General features: G+C 56.1%; 14 protein-coding genes. 8 read left to right on the top strand and 6 right to left on the bottom strand.

Annotated elements, in window-relative coordinates:
- Positions 1-2,899: DNA polymerase III subunit alpha (dnaE, locus tag ACIQ0G_RS04850; RefSeq protein WP_397576931.1), on the top strand; the 2,899-nt coding region annotated here is incomplete at its 5' end.
- Between the two features lie 65 nt (positions 2,900-2,964).
- The gene (locus tag ACIQ0G_RS04845) at positions 2,965-4,563 is read left to right on the top strand and encodes a long-chain fatty acid--CoA ligase (RefSeq protein WP_397576930.1); all 1,599 of its coding nucleotides are present in this window, start codon (positions 2,965-2,967) and stop codon (positions 4,561-4,563) included.
- A gap of 35 nt (positions 4,564-4,598) precedes the next feature.
- On the opposite strand, the gene ACIQ0G_RS04840 is transcribed toward ACIQ0G_RS04845, so the two are convergent.
- From ACIQ0G_RS04840 to ACIQ0G_RS04825, 4 genes are all read right to left on the bottom strand, one after another.
- Entirely contained in the window at positions 4,599-5,687 is a 1,089-nt protein-coding gene (locus ACIQ0G_RS04840; protein WP_397576929.1) for a PA0069 family radical SAM protein, read from the bottom strand.
- 88 nt (positions 5,688-5,775) lie between these two features.
- Positions 5,776-6,285: a molybdenum cofactor biosynthesis protein B gene (moaB, locus tag ACIQ0G_RS04835; RefSeq protein WP_395629345.1), complete on the bottom strand. Its 510-nt coding sequence runs from the start codon at positions 6,283-6,285 to the stop codon at positions 5,776-5,778.
- Positions 6,286-6,289: 4 nt separating this feature from the next.
- On the bottom strand, positions 6,290-8,032 hold the full coding sequence (locus tag ACIQ0G_RS04830; protein WP_397576928.1) for a lytic transglycosylase domain-containing protein: 1,743 nt from the start codon (positions 8,030-8,032) through the stop codon (positions 6,290-6,292).
- A gap of 41 nt (positions 8,033-8,073) precedes the next feature.
- Positions 8,074-8,835 carry a uracil-DNA glycosylase family protein gene (locus ACIQ0G_RS04825; RefSeq protein WP_397576927.1) on the bottom strand — a complete coding sequence of 254 codons (762 nt, stop codon included), beginning with the start codon at positions 8,833-8,835 and terminating at the stop codon, positions 8,074-8,076.
- A gap of 114 nt (positions 8,836-8,949) precedes the next feature.
- Between ACIQ0G_RS04825 and ACIQ0G_RS04820 the strand changes: the two genes are divergently transcribed.
- From ACIQ0G_RS04820 to ACIQ0G_RS04795, 6 genes are all read left to right on the top strand, one after another.
- Entirely contained in the window at positions 8,950-10,590 is a 1,641-nt protein-coding gene (locus tag ACIQ0G_RS04820) for an electron transfer flavoprotein-ubiquinone oxidoreductase (protein WP_397576926.1), read from the top strand.
- Positions 10,565-12,214 carry a tetratricopeptide repeat protein gene (locus ACIQ0G_RS04815; RefSeq protein ID WP_397576925.1) on the top strand — a complete coding sequence of 550 codons (1,650 nt, stop codon included), beginning with the start codon at positions 10,565-10,567 and terminating at the stop codon, positions 12,212-12,214. The genes ACIQ0G_RS04820 and ACIQ0G_RS04815 overlap by 26 nt, the downstream gene beginning before the upstream one ends.
- Entirely contained in the window at positions 12,214-13,044 is an 831-nt protein-coding gene (locus ACIQ0G_RS04810) for a 4-(cytidine 5'-diphospho)-2-C-methyl-D-erythritol kinase (RefSeq protein ID WP_397576924.1), read from the top strand. The genes ACIQ0G_RS04815 and ACIQ0G_RS04810 overlap by 1 nt, the downstream gene beginning before the upstream one ends.
- Positions 13,041-13,778 carry an N-formylglutamate amidohydrolase gene (locus ACIQ0G_RS04805; RefSeq protein ID WP_397576923.1) on the top strand — a complete coding sequence of 246 codons (738 nt, stop codon included), beginning with the start codon at positions 13,041-13,043 and terminating at the stop codon, positions 13,776-13,778. Before ACIQ0G_RS04810 ends, ACIQ0G_RS04805 begins: the two co-directional genes overlap by 4 nt.
- Positions 13,779-13,814: 36 nt before the next feature.
- Positions 13,815-15,536: a dihydroxy-acid dehydratase gene (gene ilvD / locus ACIQ0G_RS04800; RefSeq protein WP_397576922.1), complete on the top strand. Its 1,722-nt coding sequence runs from the start codon at positions 13,815-13,817 to the stop codon at positions 15,534-15,536.
- A gap of 142 nt (positions 15,537-15,678) precedes the next feature.
- The gene (locus ACIQ0G_RS04795; protein WP_397576921.1) at positions 15,679-16,878 is read left to right on the top strand and encodes a class I SAM-dependent RNA methyltransferase; all 1,200 of its coding nucleotides are present in this window, start codon (positions 15,679-15,681) and stop codon (positions 16,876-16,878) included.
- Here the strand turns inward: ACIQ0G_RS04795 and ACIQ0G_RS04790 are convergent.
- Both ACIQ0G_RS04790 and ACIQ0G_RS04785 read right to left on the bottom strand, forming a co-directional pair.
- The gene (locus ACIQ0G_RS04790) at positions 16,875-17,318 is read right to left on the bottom strand and encodes an MAPEG family protein (RefSeq protein ID WP_183940699.1); all 444 of its coding nucleotides are present in this window, start codon (positions 17,316-17,318) and stop codon (positions 16,875-16,877) included. The two genes, ACIQ0G_RS04795 and ACIQ0G_RS04790, sit on opposite strands and share 4 nt — an antisense overlap.
- Positions 17,319-17,331: 13 nt before the next feature.
- Positions 17,332-17,760 (bottom strand): MAPEG family protein, encoded by a 429-nt coding sequence (locus tag ACIQ0G_RS04785; RefSeq protein WP_333569525.1) that lies wholly within the window; start codon positions 17,758-17,760, stop codon positions 17,332-17,334.
- Between the last annotated feature and the right edge of the window lie 70 nt (positions 17,761-17,830).

Genomic DNA, 17,830 nt, shown 5'->3' with positions numbered 1-17,830 from the left:
CCGCGACATCCCAATGGTCGCCACGAACCCCGCATTTTTTGCCGAACCGGATTTTTTCGATGCGCATGACGCAATGCTGTGCATTTCAGATGGCGAATATGTCGAAAGCCAAGACCGGCGGCGGAGCAGCCGTGACACATGGATCAAGACCGGCAAGCAAATGGGCGTTTTGTTCGCCGATGTGCCCGAGGCTCTGGCCAACACGCTTGTTATTGCCCAGCGCTGCGCTGCGCTGGCGCCATATCGAAACCCAATCTTGCCAAGCCTTGCAGGTGATCGCACGGCGGAGGATGCGCAGTTGCGCGAAGACGCCCGTTTGGGGCTGTTGCAGCGTCTTGAGACCGCAGGCATTACCGATGAAGCAACGCGCCAAGTGTATTTCGACCGGCTGACGTTTGAAGCGGACGTCATTTGCTCGATGGGCTTTTCCGGATATTTCTTGATCGTTGCGGACTTCATCAAATGGGCAAAGGAGCAAGACATTGCGGTGGGCCCCGGCCGTGGTTCAGGCGCGGGTTCGCTCGTTGCGTGGGTGCTGACCATTACGGACCTTGATCCCATCAAGCTTGGTTTGCTGTTCGAACGCTTCTTGAACCCCGACCGCGTTTCCATGCCGGATTTCGATATCGACTTCTGCGAAACGCGGCGCGGAGAGGTCATTCGTTATGTACAGAAAAAATATGGCACACGCCAAGTCGCGCAGATCATAACCTTCGGAAAATTGAAAGCGCGCGCTGTACTGCGCGATACCGGGCGCGTTCTGCAAATGAGTTACGGCCAAGTGGACCGGCTGTGCAAGCAGGTGCCAAATCTTCCCGCTGATCCGTGGGATTTGCAGCGCGCATTGGCGGGTGTAGCCGAATTGCGTGAGGAATATCGCCGCGACGCGCAAGTGAAGCGTTTGTTTGATCTTGCCATGAAGCTTGAGGGCTTGCCACGCCACAGTTCAACGCACGCGGCCGGTGTTGTGATAGGCGACCGTGAATTGTCCGAATTGGCACCCCTTTACCGTGATCCGCGTTCGGACATGCCTGTTACGCAATTCGACATGAAATATGTCGAAAGTGCGGGCCTTGTTAAGTTCGACTTTCTGGGTTTGAAGACGCTTTCCGTTCTGCAAAAAGCGACACAGATGTTGGCGAAGCGCGGGGTAGACATTGATCTTGGGCTTTTGCCGCATGATGACCCGGCGGTGTATGCATTGCTGCAGCGCGGCGACACTGTCGGAGTGTTCCAGCTGGAATCCGAAGGTATGCGGCGGACGCTTGCTGCGGTTAAGCCCACCAATTTCGGCGATATTATCGCGCTCGTGTCGCTCTACCGCCCGGGCCCAATGGACAATATCCCGATGTTCGGTCGACGCAAAAATGGCGAGGAGAGCATCGAATATCCGCACGCGCTGCTTGAGCCGGTATTGAACGAAACATACGGCATCTTCGTCTATCAGGAACAGGTTATGCAGGCCGCCCAGATATTGGCGGGATACAGCCTTGGTGAAGCAGATTTGCTCCGCCGTGCGATGGGTAAGAAGATTCAGGCCGAAATGGACGCGCAGCGCGAACGTTTTGTTACCGGCTGCGCTACCCATGCCATTCCACCGAACCGGGCAAATGAGCTGTTCGATTTGATCGATAAATTTGCTGGATATGGCTTCAACAAGAGCCACGCTGCGGCCTACGCCGTGCTTGCATATCAAACAGCATGGATGAAAACCCATCATCCTGAAGAGTTTTTCGCCGCGTCCATGTGTTTCGACATGCATCAGACCGACAAGCTTGCGATATTCATGGATGACATGCGCCGCTTAGAGGTCGTGTGCCATCCGCCCGACATTAACCAAAGCGGGGCCGAGTTTACCGTTGAGACCAATGCCCATGGCGAACATGCCGTCCGATATGCACTGGGGGGCATTAAGAATGTCGGCGAACGCGCCATGGAAGTGCTTGTAGCGGAACGGAGCGCGGCGGGGCGTTTCAAAAGCCTGGATGATTTCGCCAATCGTGTTGACCCTAGCCAGATAAACCGGCGCAGCCTCGAAAATCTGGCTGCTGCAGGCGCATTTGATGCGCTGGAGCCTAATCGCGCTGCCGTGCATGGCGCTGCAGAAACGCTGTTGGCCGCAGCGCAATCTGCCCGCGATTCCCGTGAAAGCGGGCAGGGCGGACTGTTTGGCGAGGGCGGGTCCAACATGGCGGCCTTGCGGATTGATGGCCGGCTATCATGGGCGCCCGGCGAGCAGATGAACCAAGAGAAAGACGCCTTTGGCTTTTATTTCTCGGCCCACCCATGTTCGCAATATGATGCGCTGGCGGCGAGCCATGGCGCAAAACCTTATGCGGTGTGGCTGGAGAGCGGCCCAATCCCCGAGGGCGTGCGTCGCGCCGCCACGATGTCTGCGCTCATTGAAGGCGTGCGCTGGCGTGAATCCCGCAAGGGTAAACGCTTCATGATTGCCGATTTCTCCGACATGAGCGGGCAGTTTTCCGTGCGCTGCTTTGATGAGGCCGTGGGCAGTCAACTGGCGGAATGGGCGAAGGACGCAGAATGCCTTTTGCTGCATTGTGAAATGGATATGCGGGCAGGGGACGAAGTGCCAAGCTTCACCGTCAAAAGCGCAAAGGCGCTCAGCGGGCTAACGAGCGTATCGCGGCTCAAAATGCAGCTGGATGTGTCGCAAGAAACCGCCATTACACGTTTGGCCGAGATGGTTGAACCGCTGCAAGGCGGGCGGAGCGAACTCATTATCAAAACGCGGTCTTCCGATGGCCAATGGGTGCAGATCGTACTGGGCCGCAAATACCGTATAGACGCGTCTTTGCTGGACCAAGTAAAGGGCATTGAAGGTATCGATAATGTTGAACTTTCACCGATTGGGCCGAGCCTAGCATTGGTGCATTGATCGCGAATATACACCGAAATATACGCCAAGAATATTGGCGACGTCAGATGAGGGAGAGAGCTTGGATGTACGGTACGATGCAGGATTGGGATCTTCGGGTAACCCATTTAATCGATTATGCAGCGCGAGAGCATGGCACGCGCGAAATCGTCACCCGTTGGGCCGACGGCACTGTAGCGCGGACCAATTGGGCGGGTGTCGCGACCGAAGCCCGCAAGCTGTCGCAAGCCTTTGCTGGCTTTGGCCTGCAAAAAGGGGACCGGATCGCAACCTTTGCCATGAACCACCATCGGCACCTTGCCACTTGGTATGGGGCCATTGGTTTTGGCGGCGTCATTCATACCGTCAACGTCCGGCTTTTTGACGAAGACCTGATCTACATCATGAACCACGCCGAAGATAAGGTGTTGATGTATGATGCCATGTTCCAGCCCATTATCGACCGGATAAAGCCACATCTGAAAACCGTTGAACATTATATCGTGTTTGACCGCGACGATAGCTATGGCGCGTTGATCAACGGCCAGGACGGCAATTATGAATGGGTGACCGGCGACGAGCGGGACCCATGTATGCTCTGCTATACCAGCGGTACGACAGGTAATCCCAAAGGCGTTTTGTATCAGCACCGTTCGACGATGTTGCACGCAATGGCGGAAATCGCGCCGAGCATATTCGATCTCAGCCCGCAGGCCGCTTTGTTGCCCATCGTGCCGATGTTCCATGCGGCGAGCTGGGGCTTGCCATTTGCAGGGGCCGCGGCGGGCGTTAAATTCGTCTTTTCAACCACCAATGATGCGGCGACCTTGCACGGGCTGATGCTGAAAGAAGGCGTCACGCATAGCGCGGGTGTGCCGACCGTTTGGCTCGCCATGTTTGCGCATTTGGATGCAGAGGCTGCCGCCGGACGCGATGCGTCGCTCGGCAAGTTGCGCCTTGTTACTATCGGTGGTTCCGCTGCGCCGCGCGCGATGATTGAACGCCTGATGAAGGCAAATGTCCGCGTATCGCACGCATGGGGCATGACCGAAACGTCACCTATTGGCACAATGGGCGCGCCCACGCCGAATTGGGATGAACTAACCCTCGACGAGCAAATAGACGTTGTGTGTAAGCAGGGCCGAACGCCATTTGGCGTCGAATTGCGTGTCATTGATAAGGATGGCAATGTCGCCCCGCGCGACGGCGTGACATCGGGCGCGCTTCAGATACGCGGACCTTGGGTCATCAAACGTTATTTTAAGGCTGAAGCTGATACGGTCGATGGCGACCAGTGGTTTGACACCGGCGACGTTTCCGTTCTGCATCCCGATGGTACGATGCAGATCACCGACCGCGTCAAGGATGTTATCAAGTCGGGCGGGGAGTGGATTAGCTCGGTTGAGTTGGAAAACATCGCCGTTGGCTGTCCCGGAATTGCGGAGGCCGGCGCGATTGGCATTCCGCATCCCAAATGGGATGAACGCCCTGTGCTGATTGCCGTTAAGAAACCCGGCGCTGAGGTGGATGAAGCCATAGTGAAAGCATATCTCGCCGAACGGATCGTAAAGTGGTGGATGCCAGACCGGGTGCTTTTCGTTGACGAGCTTCCGCACACCGGCACGGGCAAGATCCAGAAGGTCGCGCTGCGCCAGCAGTTCAAGGATTTTGTTCTAGAGGATTGACCCCAATATTAGGGGCAGCCGAGCAGCTGATATTTTCAAAACAGGCTCAGCTGCCCATTCATATTTGGCGGAACGAACAGGTCGGTTCTGACATTCCATTTGGAACCGTCCAAGCCATGTTTCTTTCGCGCGATTTGCATACGGGTGCGGATCAGCTCGGCCCAAGGGCCATGGCCCGTCATCCTTGAGAAAAATTCGGCATCATTGTCTTTGCCGCCGCGCATATCGCGAATGATATTCATGACCTTCGCCGCGCGGTCGGGGAAATGAACATCAAGCCAATCGCGGAACAATGGCGCGACTTCATGCGGAAGGCGGATGGGTATCGAACTGATGCTCGTTGCGCCATGTTCTACTGCTGCCGCGGCGATTGCCTCAATCTCATGATCAGTTACCGCCGGAATAATCGGCGCAATATTCACATGCACATAGATGCCCGCGTCTGACAGTTTACGCACTGCCGCAAGCCGGGTCATTGGCGATGACGCTCTGGGTTCCAATGTCCGCGCGAGTTTTGCATCGAGCGAAGTTACAGATATCGTAACACCCGTCAGTTGCTTTGATGCTAGCTGGCTTAGCAGGTCGATATCATCAACTACGCGCGCGGATTTTGTTGTGATGACGATGGGATGTGATGTTTCGACCATCAGCGCCAAGATCGAACGCGTAATGCGATAGGTCCGCTCAATCGGCTGATATGGGTCTGTATTGGTTCCAATCGCGATGGGCGCTGGCCGATATCCGGGCTTAGCGATCGTTTTGCGCAAGATATCCGCGGCGTTTGGCTTGGCAAAAAGACGGCTTTCGAAATCCAGCCCCGGCGACAGGTCATGATAGGCGTGCGTTGGCCGTGCAAAGCAATACACGCAGCCATGCTCGCAACCGCGATACGCGTTTACCGAGCGGTCAAAAGGGACGTCGGGAGAATTGTTGAACGAGAGTATGGATTTGGCAAACTCCTCGGTCACCGTCGTCTTAAGCGGAGGCTTCCCGCCATCTAACGCCTCGCGCGCGTCCAGCCAGTCTCCGTCGGCAACACGGCTATTGAGGTTAAATCGCGTTGGCACCGCGTTTGTGGGCGCCCCGCGTCCCTTTGTGGCATTGCGTTCGACTGCATTCTCCATAGGCAAATGATGCCACAAGAATGAGAACATATAAAGAACAAATATGCGTTCAGTGAATTAGCATCATGAACGGCAGCAACCTGCGCGTTTACCTCTCGGACAGGCGCGGCATAAGCTCTACAAAATTGCAGGGGCGGTGCCGGTTATCCAGCTGATGGACCAAAATCTGGTCCCATCCATCCTTCACCGCGCCGTTTGAGCCGGGCAGTGCAAAGATATATGTACCGCGTGCCAGCACCGCGCAGGCGCGTGATTGTATCGTCGATGTGCCAATGCTCGCGAAGCTTAGCCAACGAAATAGCTCGCCAAACCCTGGAATATCCTTGGTCTTAACGCGATCCAGTGCCTCCGGCGTCACATCGCGTCCGGTGAGCCCTGTTCCGCCCGTGGATATGACAACGTCGATATTTTCGTCATCGATCCAATTGTGCAGGCGGGCGGTAATCAACGCTGTATCGTCACGCAAAATTGCGCGTTCGATGATCTTATGCCCCGCCGCCCTGATGCGTTCAGCCAGTAAATCGCCGCTGGTGTCATCATCCGGTCCACGGGTGTCGGATACCGTCAGAAGGGCAATATTGACTGGTTTGAAAGCCATGTTGTTATCGAGCGGCAATTGAGCCTCCTGTGACGCGACGCGCGGTTACGGTGCCATTGGCGTCCGGAAATTTCGGCCACATATATTGGGCGAGCCCTTTCAAGCTGCCCGACGCCTTGTTTGCCCGCATCTCGTAGATCCAATAGTTGCGCAGGATAATCGCGACATATCCGCGCGTTTCCCAATAAGGGATGGATTCAATGAAAAGCAGCGGATCGCCATTGTCGCGAATTTCGCTGTTCCACCGCGCAAGCGGAACGGGGCCTGCATTATAGGCCGCAATTACCTTCGGCAGCAGGCCACCCGTGGCGGGCAAATCGCGCAATTTTTCGAGATAGGATTGCCCATATTCGAGATTGATCGAAGGACGATCCAGCTGCGACGCCGCAAACGATGCGCCGCGCGCCCGCGCCATATCCTGTGCTGTTCCCGGCCGCACCTGCATAAGCCCACGTGCGCCCGCTGGGCTGACCACGTCTGTGCGGAAGTTGGATTCTTGTAACGTGTGCGCATAGACAAGTGCCGGCGTTACCCGCCAGCCGCCGAGGGGCTCCCAATTCGGCATGGGATAGCGCGCCATGGCGTTGCTTTGGTTGCGTGTGGGTCCATAATGACCCAACCAAAACTGCGTTGAGGCTAGGTTCAGCGATCCGGCCAGCTGCGCCAAATTTGTATGCTGCCGCGCGTCGCCGATGCGCGCTTGATGGCGCAATGCTTCATCTGCAAGTTTCGTTTCGTCAATTTCGGCTAAACCGACCGCAAGGATTGCATTCTGCTGATCTTTCAGGCTGGCCCAATCAAGCTTTACGACCTTGGCCGCCCGGCGGGCGATGGGCTCCATGCCGAGCGCTTCGCTCGCCAATAGGCCATAAAAGGTTTCGGGCAGCTGCGCCGCTTTTTGCATTTTTGGCTGCACAAATTGTGGATATTTCGCTGCCATCGCCGCGCGCGCGCCCCAAAATAGACCTGCTGCCTTCAGATCGTCATTGGCAGCGAGGCGTGAGACGACATCAAATGCCTCATAAGCCTCGGCATATTCACCCAACCGCCACGACGCCAAACCATGCACCCATGCCGCCTGTGTGCCCCATTCGCCACCAGCCGTGCGCGCCAGCAAGGCCACACGCTTAGCAGACTGGTCGTCATTTTCGATATAATAGGACCATGCGACGCGGTATTGAAGCTCGGTTAATGCTTCGGGTGAAAGCTCTTCGACCTTGGTTTTGAGATATTGTTCTGCGGCCAAGGACTGGTCGTTTTTGATGAACTGCTGAAGCTCGCTGCGAATGTTATCGCTCGCCGCGTTTGCGGGCAAATCGCGCTTTGGCGCACCACCAAGCCATGAGAAACGGCGGATGCCCGGGCGCTCAGGCAGAATTTCTGCGCCACGCTTGCGCGCCATTGTTGCAAGCTGTTCCGCTTGCGGCAGATAGGGTGCCGACTGCAAAAGATCGTGCAATTGCGCGACCTCCACCTTTGGGCTGTCGGGGGCAAGATATAATTCGGCGCGCGCCATGGCGGCCATGGGCCCTTGCGGCGCTTCATCGATTAACCGTGCAGCGTCATCCCATTTCTGGTTTCGAATTGCGTCGTAAATTGCGGAAAAAACGGCCTTTTCCTTGGCATCCAAAACCGATGGAGCAAGTTGCGTAGAAACGATCGCACGAAAGCCCTCGCTGGTATTTGCATGTGCAGCAGCCACCGGAGACAGCGCCAAAAGTGGGCCAAGCCACCTAAGCGCGCGCATTCTGCTGCCGCGTATGTTTGCGCTATGTGCGTTTTTGGCGCTCACAAGGCGTCCCTTTTTGCAAACATCTGCAAATCTCTCCACGCCTGTGCCTTCATGGCAGGCCGCGCAATGAGCGTACGCGGATGGAATGTCGTCAATGCGGCGATATTGCGGCCGTCATCGTTAACATTCCGTAATTCTGCGCGGGCGTTCATAAGATCGGCGTCTAAAAGAGCCTTGCAGGCGAATGAACCGAGTAAAATCACCGATGTGGGTTTAATCAGGCCGAGTTGATGGCGCATATAATGGCCCAATTCCGGCAGAATATGATAGGGAAGCTCCCCCGTCGCCGGCACGGTGGTTGCAAGCCACGTCCGGTAGCAGTCCGATATGTTGATACCAATCGCCGCCAACATACGTTCAAGCAAAATGTGCGCCGCAGACGTTCCCGCAGTCGCTTCATCGGCATCTGCCAAATCGGGCAAATCCGAAATGATGACAATCGCGCTGTTTTCCGGGCCAATTGGGGGAATATGAACTGGACCGAGGTCGTTGCCAGGAAGCGGCGCGCCGTCGCGGACCATCTGCCGCAAGGTCGCAATATCACTGGGCCATGGAATAGACGGAACTTGCGGTGCAACAGGGACATTGGCGGCACTGTTATTGGCGGTAACAGCCGGTTTTGCAGGATCCGTCACTTCATCGGCGGTCAGCCAGTTGACGGTTTCATCACCCACGGCAGAATCCACACCGGCCAGTGTCCACCAACCAGTTAGTGATTCAACAGCCGCCAAGGCTGCAGTTTCTGCACGATCCCCCATAAATCCCTTAAGTCACTTGTTGACGACAGGGTCAATTGCTTGGCATGGCAATTTCCACGAGCTGTCCGAAAATTCGGATGGCCTGATTTACATGCCGGGTAAAGGATAAAGGCAATGAGTGAACGCGAGTCGATGCCATATGATGTTGTTATTGTTGGTGCGGGGCCAGCAGGTTTATCCGCTGCGATACGCATTAAACAGCAGTCACCCGACACCAGCGTTTGCATATTGGAAAAAGGTTCTGAGGTTGGCGCGCATATTTTATCCGGCGCTGTCATAGATCCAAAGGCGCTTGACGAGCTGCTGCCGGATTGGCGCAATATGGGCTGCCCATTGGCCGATACGCCCGTGAACGACAACCAGCATTGGATAATGACCAAGACCGGCAAGTTTAACATGCCGCATTTCCTGACGCCCGGTTTCATGCACAATAAAGGGACCTACACAGGCTCGCTTGGCAACCTGTGCCGCTGGCTTGCGGGGCAGGCGGAAAATCTGGGCGTTGAAATCTTCCCCGGATTTTCGGCTGCAGAAATTCTGTATAATGCGGACGGCTCGGTTAAGGGCGTGGCGACAGGCGACATGGGCGTCGCGCGCGATGGCAGCCACAAAGATGATTATATGCGCGGCATGGAGCTGCATGCGAAATATACCTTCTTTGCCGAAGGTGTGCGTGGGCATCTGACCAAATTAATTAAGCCGCAGTTCGGATTGGACAAGGATTGCGAGCCACAGGTTTACGGCATTGGTTTGAAAGAATTGTGGGATATTCCGGCTGAACAACATTCGGCAGGCCGCGTCATTCACAGCCAAGGCTGGCCGTTGACCGACGCAAATGGTGGCGCATTCCTGTACCATCAAGCGAACAACCAAGTCGCCTTGGGCTTTGTGGTTTGGTTGAACTATTCCAACCCCTATCTGTCACCCTTCGAAGAACTGCAGCGCTGGAAAACGCATCCTGAGGTCAAGAAGATTTTGGCCGGTGGCAAGCGCGTTTCCTATGGCGCGCGCGCGATTAGCGATGGTGGCTGGCAGTCGGTGCCGAAATTGGCATTCGCGGGCGGCGCGTTAATTGGTTGTTCAGCAGGCTTCGTAAACGTGCCACGGATTAAGGGCACGCATACCGCGATGAAGTCCGGCATGTTGGCAGCAGATGCCGTTGTGGAAGCACTGGCTGCGGGCCGCGAACATGACGAGTTGACCGCTTACCAGACCGGTTATGACAATAGCTGGGTTTCCAAAGAACTGCACATGGTGCGCAACGTGCTGCCGCTGGTGGAAAAATATGGAAATGTCTTGGGCTATGCCCTTGCGGGCGTGAATATGTGGCTCGAAAACTTTGGCATCCGCATGCCTTTCACGATGAAGCATCACCCCGATCACAAGGCGCTGAAAAAGAAGAATGCAGGCGAGCGGATCGATTATCCAAAGCCAGATGGCGTGTTCAGCTTTGACCGGCTGTCGTCGGTATTCCTGTCGAACACCAACCATGCAGAAGATCAGCCCATCCATTTGCAGGTCAAGGATATGGACCTGCAAAAGAACAGCGAGTTCATGGAATTCGCCGGTCCATCAACGCGCTATTGCCCCGCAGGCGTCTATGAATGGATCGAGGAAGAGGGTAAAGACCCACGTTATCAGATCAACGCCCAAAACTGCGTACATTGCAAAACCTGCGACATCAAAGACCCAAATCAGAATATCAATTGGGTGACGCCGGAGGGTGGCGGTGGGCCGAATTACCCCAATATGTAAGCTGACCGCCGCACTATTTTTATGCGCGGCGCCAGCTTATGCCTCCGTTGACGACGGCGTCACCGCCTATGCGAATGCGCGTGCGGCAGAGTATGACACGCGTCACGGCGATGCGTTGGCGGGATATCTCAAACTGTTTGAACAATCTTCGGACAGCGAGACATTGGCGAAGCGGGTCTACCAAAATGCGGTGCGGCAAGGTGACTTTGCCGCAGCGCTGAAATCCATTCGCGTTCAGGAACTGAAAAACGACGTTCCGCCCGAGGGGCCGTTGATCCTGTTCACCGACGCCTTTCAAAAGCGTCGCTGGTCCATGGCTTTGTTGGCGGCCGACGAATTGGAAGCCCGCAGCAATTTTGGCTTTATGGCGCCCATATTGCGCGCTTGGGTATCCGTCGCGAAGACGGGCACGCATGACTTGACCCTTAAAGAGGGAAATGCGGACTCGTTTTTCAATTTCTACGCTGTGGACCAGATCGTGTATCTTGATCTCGCCACGGGCCAAAATGCCAAAGCAAAATTGGGATTGCGGAACATGGTCTCGGTTGGCGGCGATGCCATGCGCGATCTCTTCATTAGCGCCGCCCCCGTTTTAGCGCATAGAGGCGATACCGCTTTTGCCAATGCAATGCTTGGGGGCACGATGGGTTCCGAGTTCGCTGGCCCGTTTAGCGGCGCTGACGCAGCGGCAAAGAATATCAGCCCCAATATCGGGCTTGCGGCACTATATGTGCGGATCGCAACGTCGCTGATTGAACAGGATGTGCCGGAACCAGGCCTTGCACTTGCACGGTTGGCCCTATGGACCGCGCCGGAATATCCTCCTGCCGTCATCACCACGGCACATGCGTTGGGCGAATTATCTGGCGGCCGTGACGCGGTTGCACTTTTGGATAAAATTCCGCCAGCTTCGCCGTATTGGACACGCGCCGTTTTCGCAAAGGCGGCGTTGTTACGCGATATGGGTGACAATGATGGCGCAGTTGAACTGGCGCGCCTCAGCTACGATCAGAATGCGAATTCGGCTGCGCGCGCAACATTCCTTGGCCAAATGTTGCAGCAAAATGGACGTCTGGCAGAGGCTATCGCCCAATATGGGCGCGCAATGGACTTGGATGACTTCAAACGTCAGGCACCCCAAAGCCGCGCCTCATTTCATGTGATGCTCGCCAGTGCGTTGGATAAAAATGGCCAATGGGATGAAGCAAAACAGGCGCTTCAAAACGCGATCACTTTAGACCCGACCAATGCGAGCGCGCTGAATTATCTGGGTTATTCCATGCTGGAACGGGGTGAGGACGTTGCCACGGCGCAGGCATTTGTGCGGCGTGCATATGATGCAGAACCAACATCATCGGCTTATGCGGATTCGCTCGGCTGGGCTTTGTTTCAAAGCGGCAAATATGATGACGCCGTAACCATGTTGGAAAAAGCCGCGTCGATTGAAAATGCTGATGCGACGATTTTTGAGCATCTGGGCGATGCATATTGGCGGGCGGGACGCAGGCGCGACGCGCGACATGCGTGGAATAGCGCGCAGATCTCGGCGGCTGCCGCGGTCGCTTTGCGCATATCATCAAAGTTGGAAGCAGGCCTGCCGGGCGTCATTGGGGCGGAAAAGTGATGCCAGCGGATACCGAGACCGCCTATGCCAAGATCAACCTTGCGTTGCACGTGCGTCGGCGCCGCGAAGACGGCTATCATGACATTGAAACCCTGTTCGCCTTTGCGCGGCATGGCGATCAGTTGCAGGCATTGCTTGCTGATACGCTCCACCTCACGATCGACGGCCCCTTTGGCAGCGGACTTTCCGTCGGTGACGATAATCTGGTGATGCAAACCGCGAACCGTCTTCGCGCGCATTTTTCCATCACCAACGGCGCATCCATCCGTCTGACAAAAAACCTGCCAATAGCATCGGGTATCGGCGGCGGCTCGGCCGACGCTGCGGCAGCGGCACGGTTGTTGAACCGGCTGTGGGATATTCAGGCCAGCGAGCAGGAACTTGCCGATATATTGGCGCCGCTTGGCGCGGACATTCCCGCCTGCGTTTTTAGCCGCACAAGTTTTGGCAGCGGAACCGGAACCGCGCTTATATTGCGCGATGACAGCAATGTGTCTGCGCCGCACCTGTTGCTGGTCAACCCGCTTCAGTCGGTATCGACAGCCGCCATTTTCAAAGCATGGGACGGCGAGGACAGGGGGCCAGTGGCGCGGGACGACATCTGGCAAGCGACGCTATCGGGACGAAACGACCTTGAACCCATCGCTGCGGCCATCTGTCCCGCCATTACAGACATTTTGAACGCGCTTGCGCGCGCCAACCCGGCCATGGTTCGCATGTCGGGGTCCGGCGCGACCTGCTTCGCGCTTTTTAATGCGGCTAAGGATTTGGAAGCTGCCAAAGCGCATCTGGATCCACGTTGGTGGTCGATGGGAACCAAGCTGCGATGATGGTGGATCCTTTCCGGATATTGGGCGAACCCAAAATTGGGGGCATCCTGATTATTGGCGACCACGCTTCAAATGCGGTTCCTGACGATGTCGCGTTGGGATTGGACGCGGATAACCTCAATGCCCATATTGCATGGGACATTGGCGTTGATCCGGTCGCGCATATTTTGACGCAAGACGCGCGTTTTGCCGCGTTCCTTGGACGTTATTCCCGTCTGGTCGTCGACTTGAACCGCGAAGAGGACGAAGCAGGCGCTATCCCGAGCGAAAGCGATGGACGTCACATTGCGGGCAATGATTTGGACCAAGCGCAGCGCGCGGATCGCATCGCGCGATATCACCGACCCTATCATGACCGGCTAGAAACGCTTTTGCGGGAGTGCCGGCCAGCGCTCATATTGTCGCTGCATAGCTTCACACCCGCATTGAAAACACGGCCAGATGAAGCGCGTCCATGGGATGTTGGTGTCCTGTACAATGCGCACGAAGCGGCATCGAAAATGGCTATCCCGTTCTTACAGAATTCCGGCCTTAACGTCGGTGATCAGCTTCCTTATTCGGGCAAATTGCTAAACGCGACGATGAACCGGCATGCAGAGGCCAATGACATTCCCTATATCGGGATTGAAATGCGACAGGATTTGGTCGGCGATGCTGCTGGCCAAGCAAGATTTGCACATATTTTGTCGGGAATGTGCCATTTTGTTTCGGAACAGCTTGGCTTAACCACATAAAAACGCGTAAAGGCCGCGGCGATAATGGAGACCATCATGCCAAACCAATTCGACAAATCCAAATTGCCCAGCCGCCATGTTTCTGTTGGCCCGGAACGCGCACCACACCGCAGCTATTATTACGCGATGGGTTTGACCGCTGAGGAAATTGCACGCCCATTTGTCGGCGTCGTGTCGGCAGGCAATGACAGTGCGCCATGCAACACCACATTGGACGCGCAAGCGGACATCGCGCGTAAGGGCGTGGAGCAGGGCGGCGGCATGCCGCGCCGGTTCAACACCATCACAGTGACCGATGGTATCGCCATGGGGCATCAGGGCATGAAGTCCTCGCTCGTGAGCCGCGAGGTTATTGCGGATTCGGTTGAGCTTTCGGTGCGTGGCCACTGCTACGATGCGCTGGTTGGCTTTGCAGGTTGCGACAAGTCACTGCCCGGGATCATGATGGCGATGCTGCGGCTGAACGTGCCATCCATCTTTGTCTATGGCGGCTCCATTCTCCCCGGTCGCTATCATGAAAAGGACGTGACCGTTAAGGACGTCTTTGAAATCGTTGGCAAATATGCGGCGGGCGCGTGTCCGTTGTCGGAGGTTGAAGAACTTGAGCGCGTTGCATGCCCGGGGCACGGTGCCTGTGGCGGTCAATATACCGCGAACACCATGGCATGCGTGGGCGAGGCGATTGGCCTTTCGCTTCCAAACAGCAACATGGCGCCTGCGCCTTATTCGACACGTGACCAAATTGCCCATGCCGCTGGCGTCCAAGTGATGGACTTGCTCGCGAAAAACATTAGACCGCGTGACATCTGCACCCGCGAAGCATTTGTAAATGCAGCAAGAATTGTTGCCGCTACCGGTGGTTCAACCAATGGTGCGCTGCATTTGCCGGCCATGGCACATGAGGCTGGTATTTCGTTTGATCTGTTCGACGTTGCCGAGGCGTTCAAAACAACACCTTATATGGCCGATTTGCAGCCGGGTGGACAGTTTGTCGCGCGCGATATGTACGATGCGGGCGGCGTGTATATGCTGATGAAGTCGTTGCTGGCTGAGGGGCTTCTTTACGGCGACTGCATGACCGTGACCGGCAAGACGCTGGGCGAGAATATCGAAGAAATCACATGGAACCCGAACCAGAAGGTGATTTATCCAGCAACGGCGCCAATAACGCCGACCGGTGGCGTCGTTGGCCTTCGCGGCACATTGGCACCCGATGGCGCAATCGTGAAGGTCGCGGGTATGGACCGTCTGACCTTTACCGGCCCTGCACAGGTTTTTGACTGCGAAGAAGATTGCTTTGCCGCGGTTGAAGCACGCGAAATCCGCGAAGGTTCGGTCATCGTCATCCGTTATGAAGGGCCAAAGGGCGGCCCCGGCATGCGCGAAATGCTCTCAACGACGGCGGCTCTATATGGGCAAGGCATGGGCGAGAAGGTTGCGCTCATTACCGATGGACGCTTCTCTGGCGCGACCCGCGGCTTCTGCATTGGCCATGTCGGCCCCGAAGCAGCCGAAGGCGGACCAATCGCTTTGATTGAAGATGGCGATGAGATCATGATCGATGCCGAAACCGGCGTTATCGACCTCAACGTGCCCTCCGAAGTCCTTGAAGAACGGCGGAAGCATTGGACGCCACGCGCCACCGATTATGGGTCGGGCGCAATATGGCGCTATGCTCAAAATGTTGGGCCTGCCTATAAAGGCGCAGTCACGCATCCCGGTGGCAGCGCCGAAACGCATGTCTACGCCGATATCTAAATATGCGGCGGTAACTTTGCTACTCGTCAGCCTAGCTGGCTGCGGCGGAGATATTGCGGCCCCGACCGGGCAAATTGCAGCGGAAAAAGGCGCAAGCAAAGACGCCGGTTGATTGCGCGCGCCTTCAAGGGCATGGGGCGCTATGAGCATCACAGAAGAGATTATCAGGGTCGCAGCGCGCGGCGACGGCGTAACCGCAAATGGACGCTATGTGGCGCACGCCGCGCCGGGCGACATCGTCGACCCCGCAGGCGGTTTGATCCACGGACCGCACCACGCAACGCCGCCGTGCCAGCACTTCCCATTATGCGGCGGATGCCAGTTGCAGCATCTCGACGAAGACAGCCTGCGTTTGTTTGTAGCAGAGCGCGTCACGCATGCGCTGGCGACGCAGCAGGTAGACATCGGCGAGGTCATGCCCGTGCATCTGTCTCCACCCGCCACACGCCGGCGCATTGCAGTGCGTTCGGCATGGGCAGGGAAACAGTTTCAACTGGGCTTCAGCACCGAGAAAAGCCACCGTATCATAGACTTGCGGCAATGTGACGTCGTGGTGCCGGAGCTATTCGCATTGCTGAAGCCGCTGCGCAGCCTGCTTGAGCCTCGGCTTAACCGTGCGCGTCAGGTTCAGATCAAATTGGCGATGGTCGATCAAGGCGTGGACGTGTTGATTGAAAACTGGATCGCCAACGATCTCGATACGCATGAGACTTTGTCGGAATTTGCGAAAACCTATGGCCTTGCCCGCTTGTCGCTGGATGAAGGCTACGGACCCGTTCCATTTTATGAGCCAGAACCTGTTACCGTCACACTGGGCGGCGTTGCTGTGGGGTACCAGCCTTATGGTTTCCTGCAGGCGACTGTGGATGGTGAGGCGGCTTTGGTGCAGGCCGTAAATGACATTATCGGCGACGACACGATCGTCGCGGATTTGTTTGCGGGGTCAGGGACATTTGCGCTGTCGATGGGCGCTGGACGTAAGATTTATGCAGGTGAGGCCGATCTTCAGGCCAGCTTAGCGCTCAAGGCCGCCGCGGGTCGTTCGGGCCGCACTATATTTGCCGAGCATCGTGACCTGTTCCGCCGGCCGCTGTCGCCTGAGGAATTGAACCGGTTCCAGACCGTCGTGCTAGATCCGCCGCGCGCTGGCGCAAAGGAGCAGGTGGCGAACCTTGCCGCTTCCACGGTTCCGTCGATTGCCTATGTCAGCTGTAATCCGGCGAGCTTTGCGCGGGATGCAAAAACATTGGTGGCCGCTGGATACAGGTTGCAGCGGATTTGGCCTGTTGGGCAATTCCGCTGGTCAACCCATATCGAGCTGGTTGGGCATTTCAGCCGTTAGTGAAGAAGCACCGCCATTACGGCATGTGCGACGAGCATCATGAGTGCCAATGACGACAATGCAAACAGTCCAAACCGAATGAGAACACGGTTCGACAAAATTTGTACCAAGCTATGTGCGACACGAAGGCCGACATATACCCAAGCGATCGTTGCATTCAGATTGTCGCCCTGGCCAACCATGGCAAGTGTCAAACACACCGCATAAAACACCGTAGGCGCTTCGTGTAAGTGGTTGTAATTGTCTGCAACCCATGAGGCTTTTTCTTCACCCTTGGCAGCCAGCGCATCGCGTAAGGCACCGGCGGAAGAACCAACAATCTTCGACCCGTCAATCCCTGCGCGGTTCATGGCGGGTATGCGCGTGGCATACATCCATATCCAGATAATCATGGTCCATGCCGCCAGCGCGACGACTGGTCCTAAAATTGCACTATTCATATTAACTCTCCCCTTAAATTGTCGCAAGAACGGCCTGAACGGCCAAAACCGTCAGGCACAATGATGACAACACAAACAAAACAAAACGGACGCTGACGATATTGACCGTCGATTGCCAGACACTGTGGATCACCCGCAAAATCGCGTAACCCCACGCCAGATACACAGACATCTCACTTGCGCCGCCCGATACCGCCAAGATTATAACTGCGGCATAAAATACCGTGGGCTGTTCCATAAGATGCGCATAATTGTGGGATTTCCAAGCCACGGGCGGCGGTAAATTGGGATCAATGTCTTGTCCCCGCCCGCCGGGCGCAGCTTTGCCAAGATCCACACCGATTTTCGCCATCGCTGGAAGCCGCGCCGCCATGAGCCAATACATCATGAAAACGGACCACAGCACCAGTACCGCTGCAGGCGCCAAAATAGGCATATTCATATAAAAAACCCTCCCCGTCGTAAGATGGGGAGGGTGATGCACCTGTCAATAATTGTCAATTGTAACTTAT

This window comes from Sphingorhabdus sp. (genome assembly GCF_044354325.1).
GTDB lineage: Bacteria > Pseudomonadota > Alphaproteobacteria > Sphingomonadales > Sphingomonadaceae > Sphingorhabdus_B.
The sequence above is the reverse complement of the archived record's forward strand: the minus strand, read 5'-3'. Positions and strand labels throughout refer to the sequence as shown.

Excerpts from the sequence above, each read along its gene's own strand:
- ACIQ0G_RS04795 (WP_397576921.1), top strand. The coding sequence starts at position 15,679 with ATGAGCATCACAGAAGAGATTATCAGGGTCGCAGCGCGCGGCGACGGC.
- ACIQ0G_RS04810 (WP_397576924.1), top strand. The coding sequence starts at position 12,214 with ATGCCAGCGGATACCGAGACCGCCTATGCCAAGATCAACCTTGCGTTG.
- ACIQ0G_RS04825 (WP_397576927.1), bottom strand. The coding sequence starts at position 8,835 with ATGGGGGATCGTGCAGAAACTGCAGCCTTGGCGGCTGTTGAATCACTA.
- ACIQ0G_RS04785 (WP_333569525.1), bottom strand. The coding sequence starts at position 17,760 with ATGAATATGCCTATTTTGGCGCCTGCAGCGGTACTGGTGCTGTGGTCC.
- moaB (WP_395629345.1), bottom strand. The coding sequence starts at position 6,285 with ATGGCTTTCAAACCAGTCAATATTGCCCTTCTGACGGTATCCGACACC.
- ACIQ0G_RS04805 (WP_397576923.1), top strand. The coding sequence starts at position 13,041 with ATGATGGTGGATCCTTTCCGGATATTGGGCGAACCCAAAATTGGGGGC.
- ACIQ0G_RS04790 (WP_183940699.1), bottom strand. The coding sequence starts at position 17,318 with ATGAATAGTGCAATTTTAGGACCAGTCGTCGCGCTGGCGGCATGGACC.
- ACIQ0G_RS04830 (WP_397576928.1), bottom strand. The coding sequence starts at position 8,032 with ATGCGCGCGCTTAGGTGGCTTGGCCCACTTTTGGCGCTGTCTCCGGTG.
- ACIQ0G_RS04840 (WP_397576929.1), bottom strand. The coding sequence starts at position 5,687 with ATGGAGAATGCAGTCGAACGCAATGCCACAAAGGGACGCGGGGCGCCC.
- ilvD (WP_397576922.1), top strand. The coding sequence starts at position 13,815 with ATGCCAAACCAATTCGACAAATCCAAATTGCCCAGCCGCCATGTTTCT.
- ACIQ0G_RS04845 (WP_397576930.1), top strand. The coding sequence starts at position 2,965 with ATGTACGGTACGATGCAGGATTGGGATCTTCGGGTAACCCATTTAATC.
- ACIQ0G_RS04820 (WP_397576926.1), top strand. The coding sequence starts at position 8,950 with ATGAGTGAACGCGAGTCGATGCCATATGATGTTGTTATTGTTGGTGCG.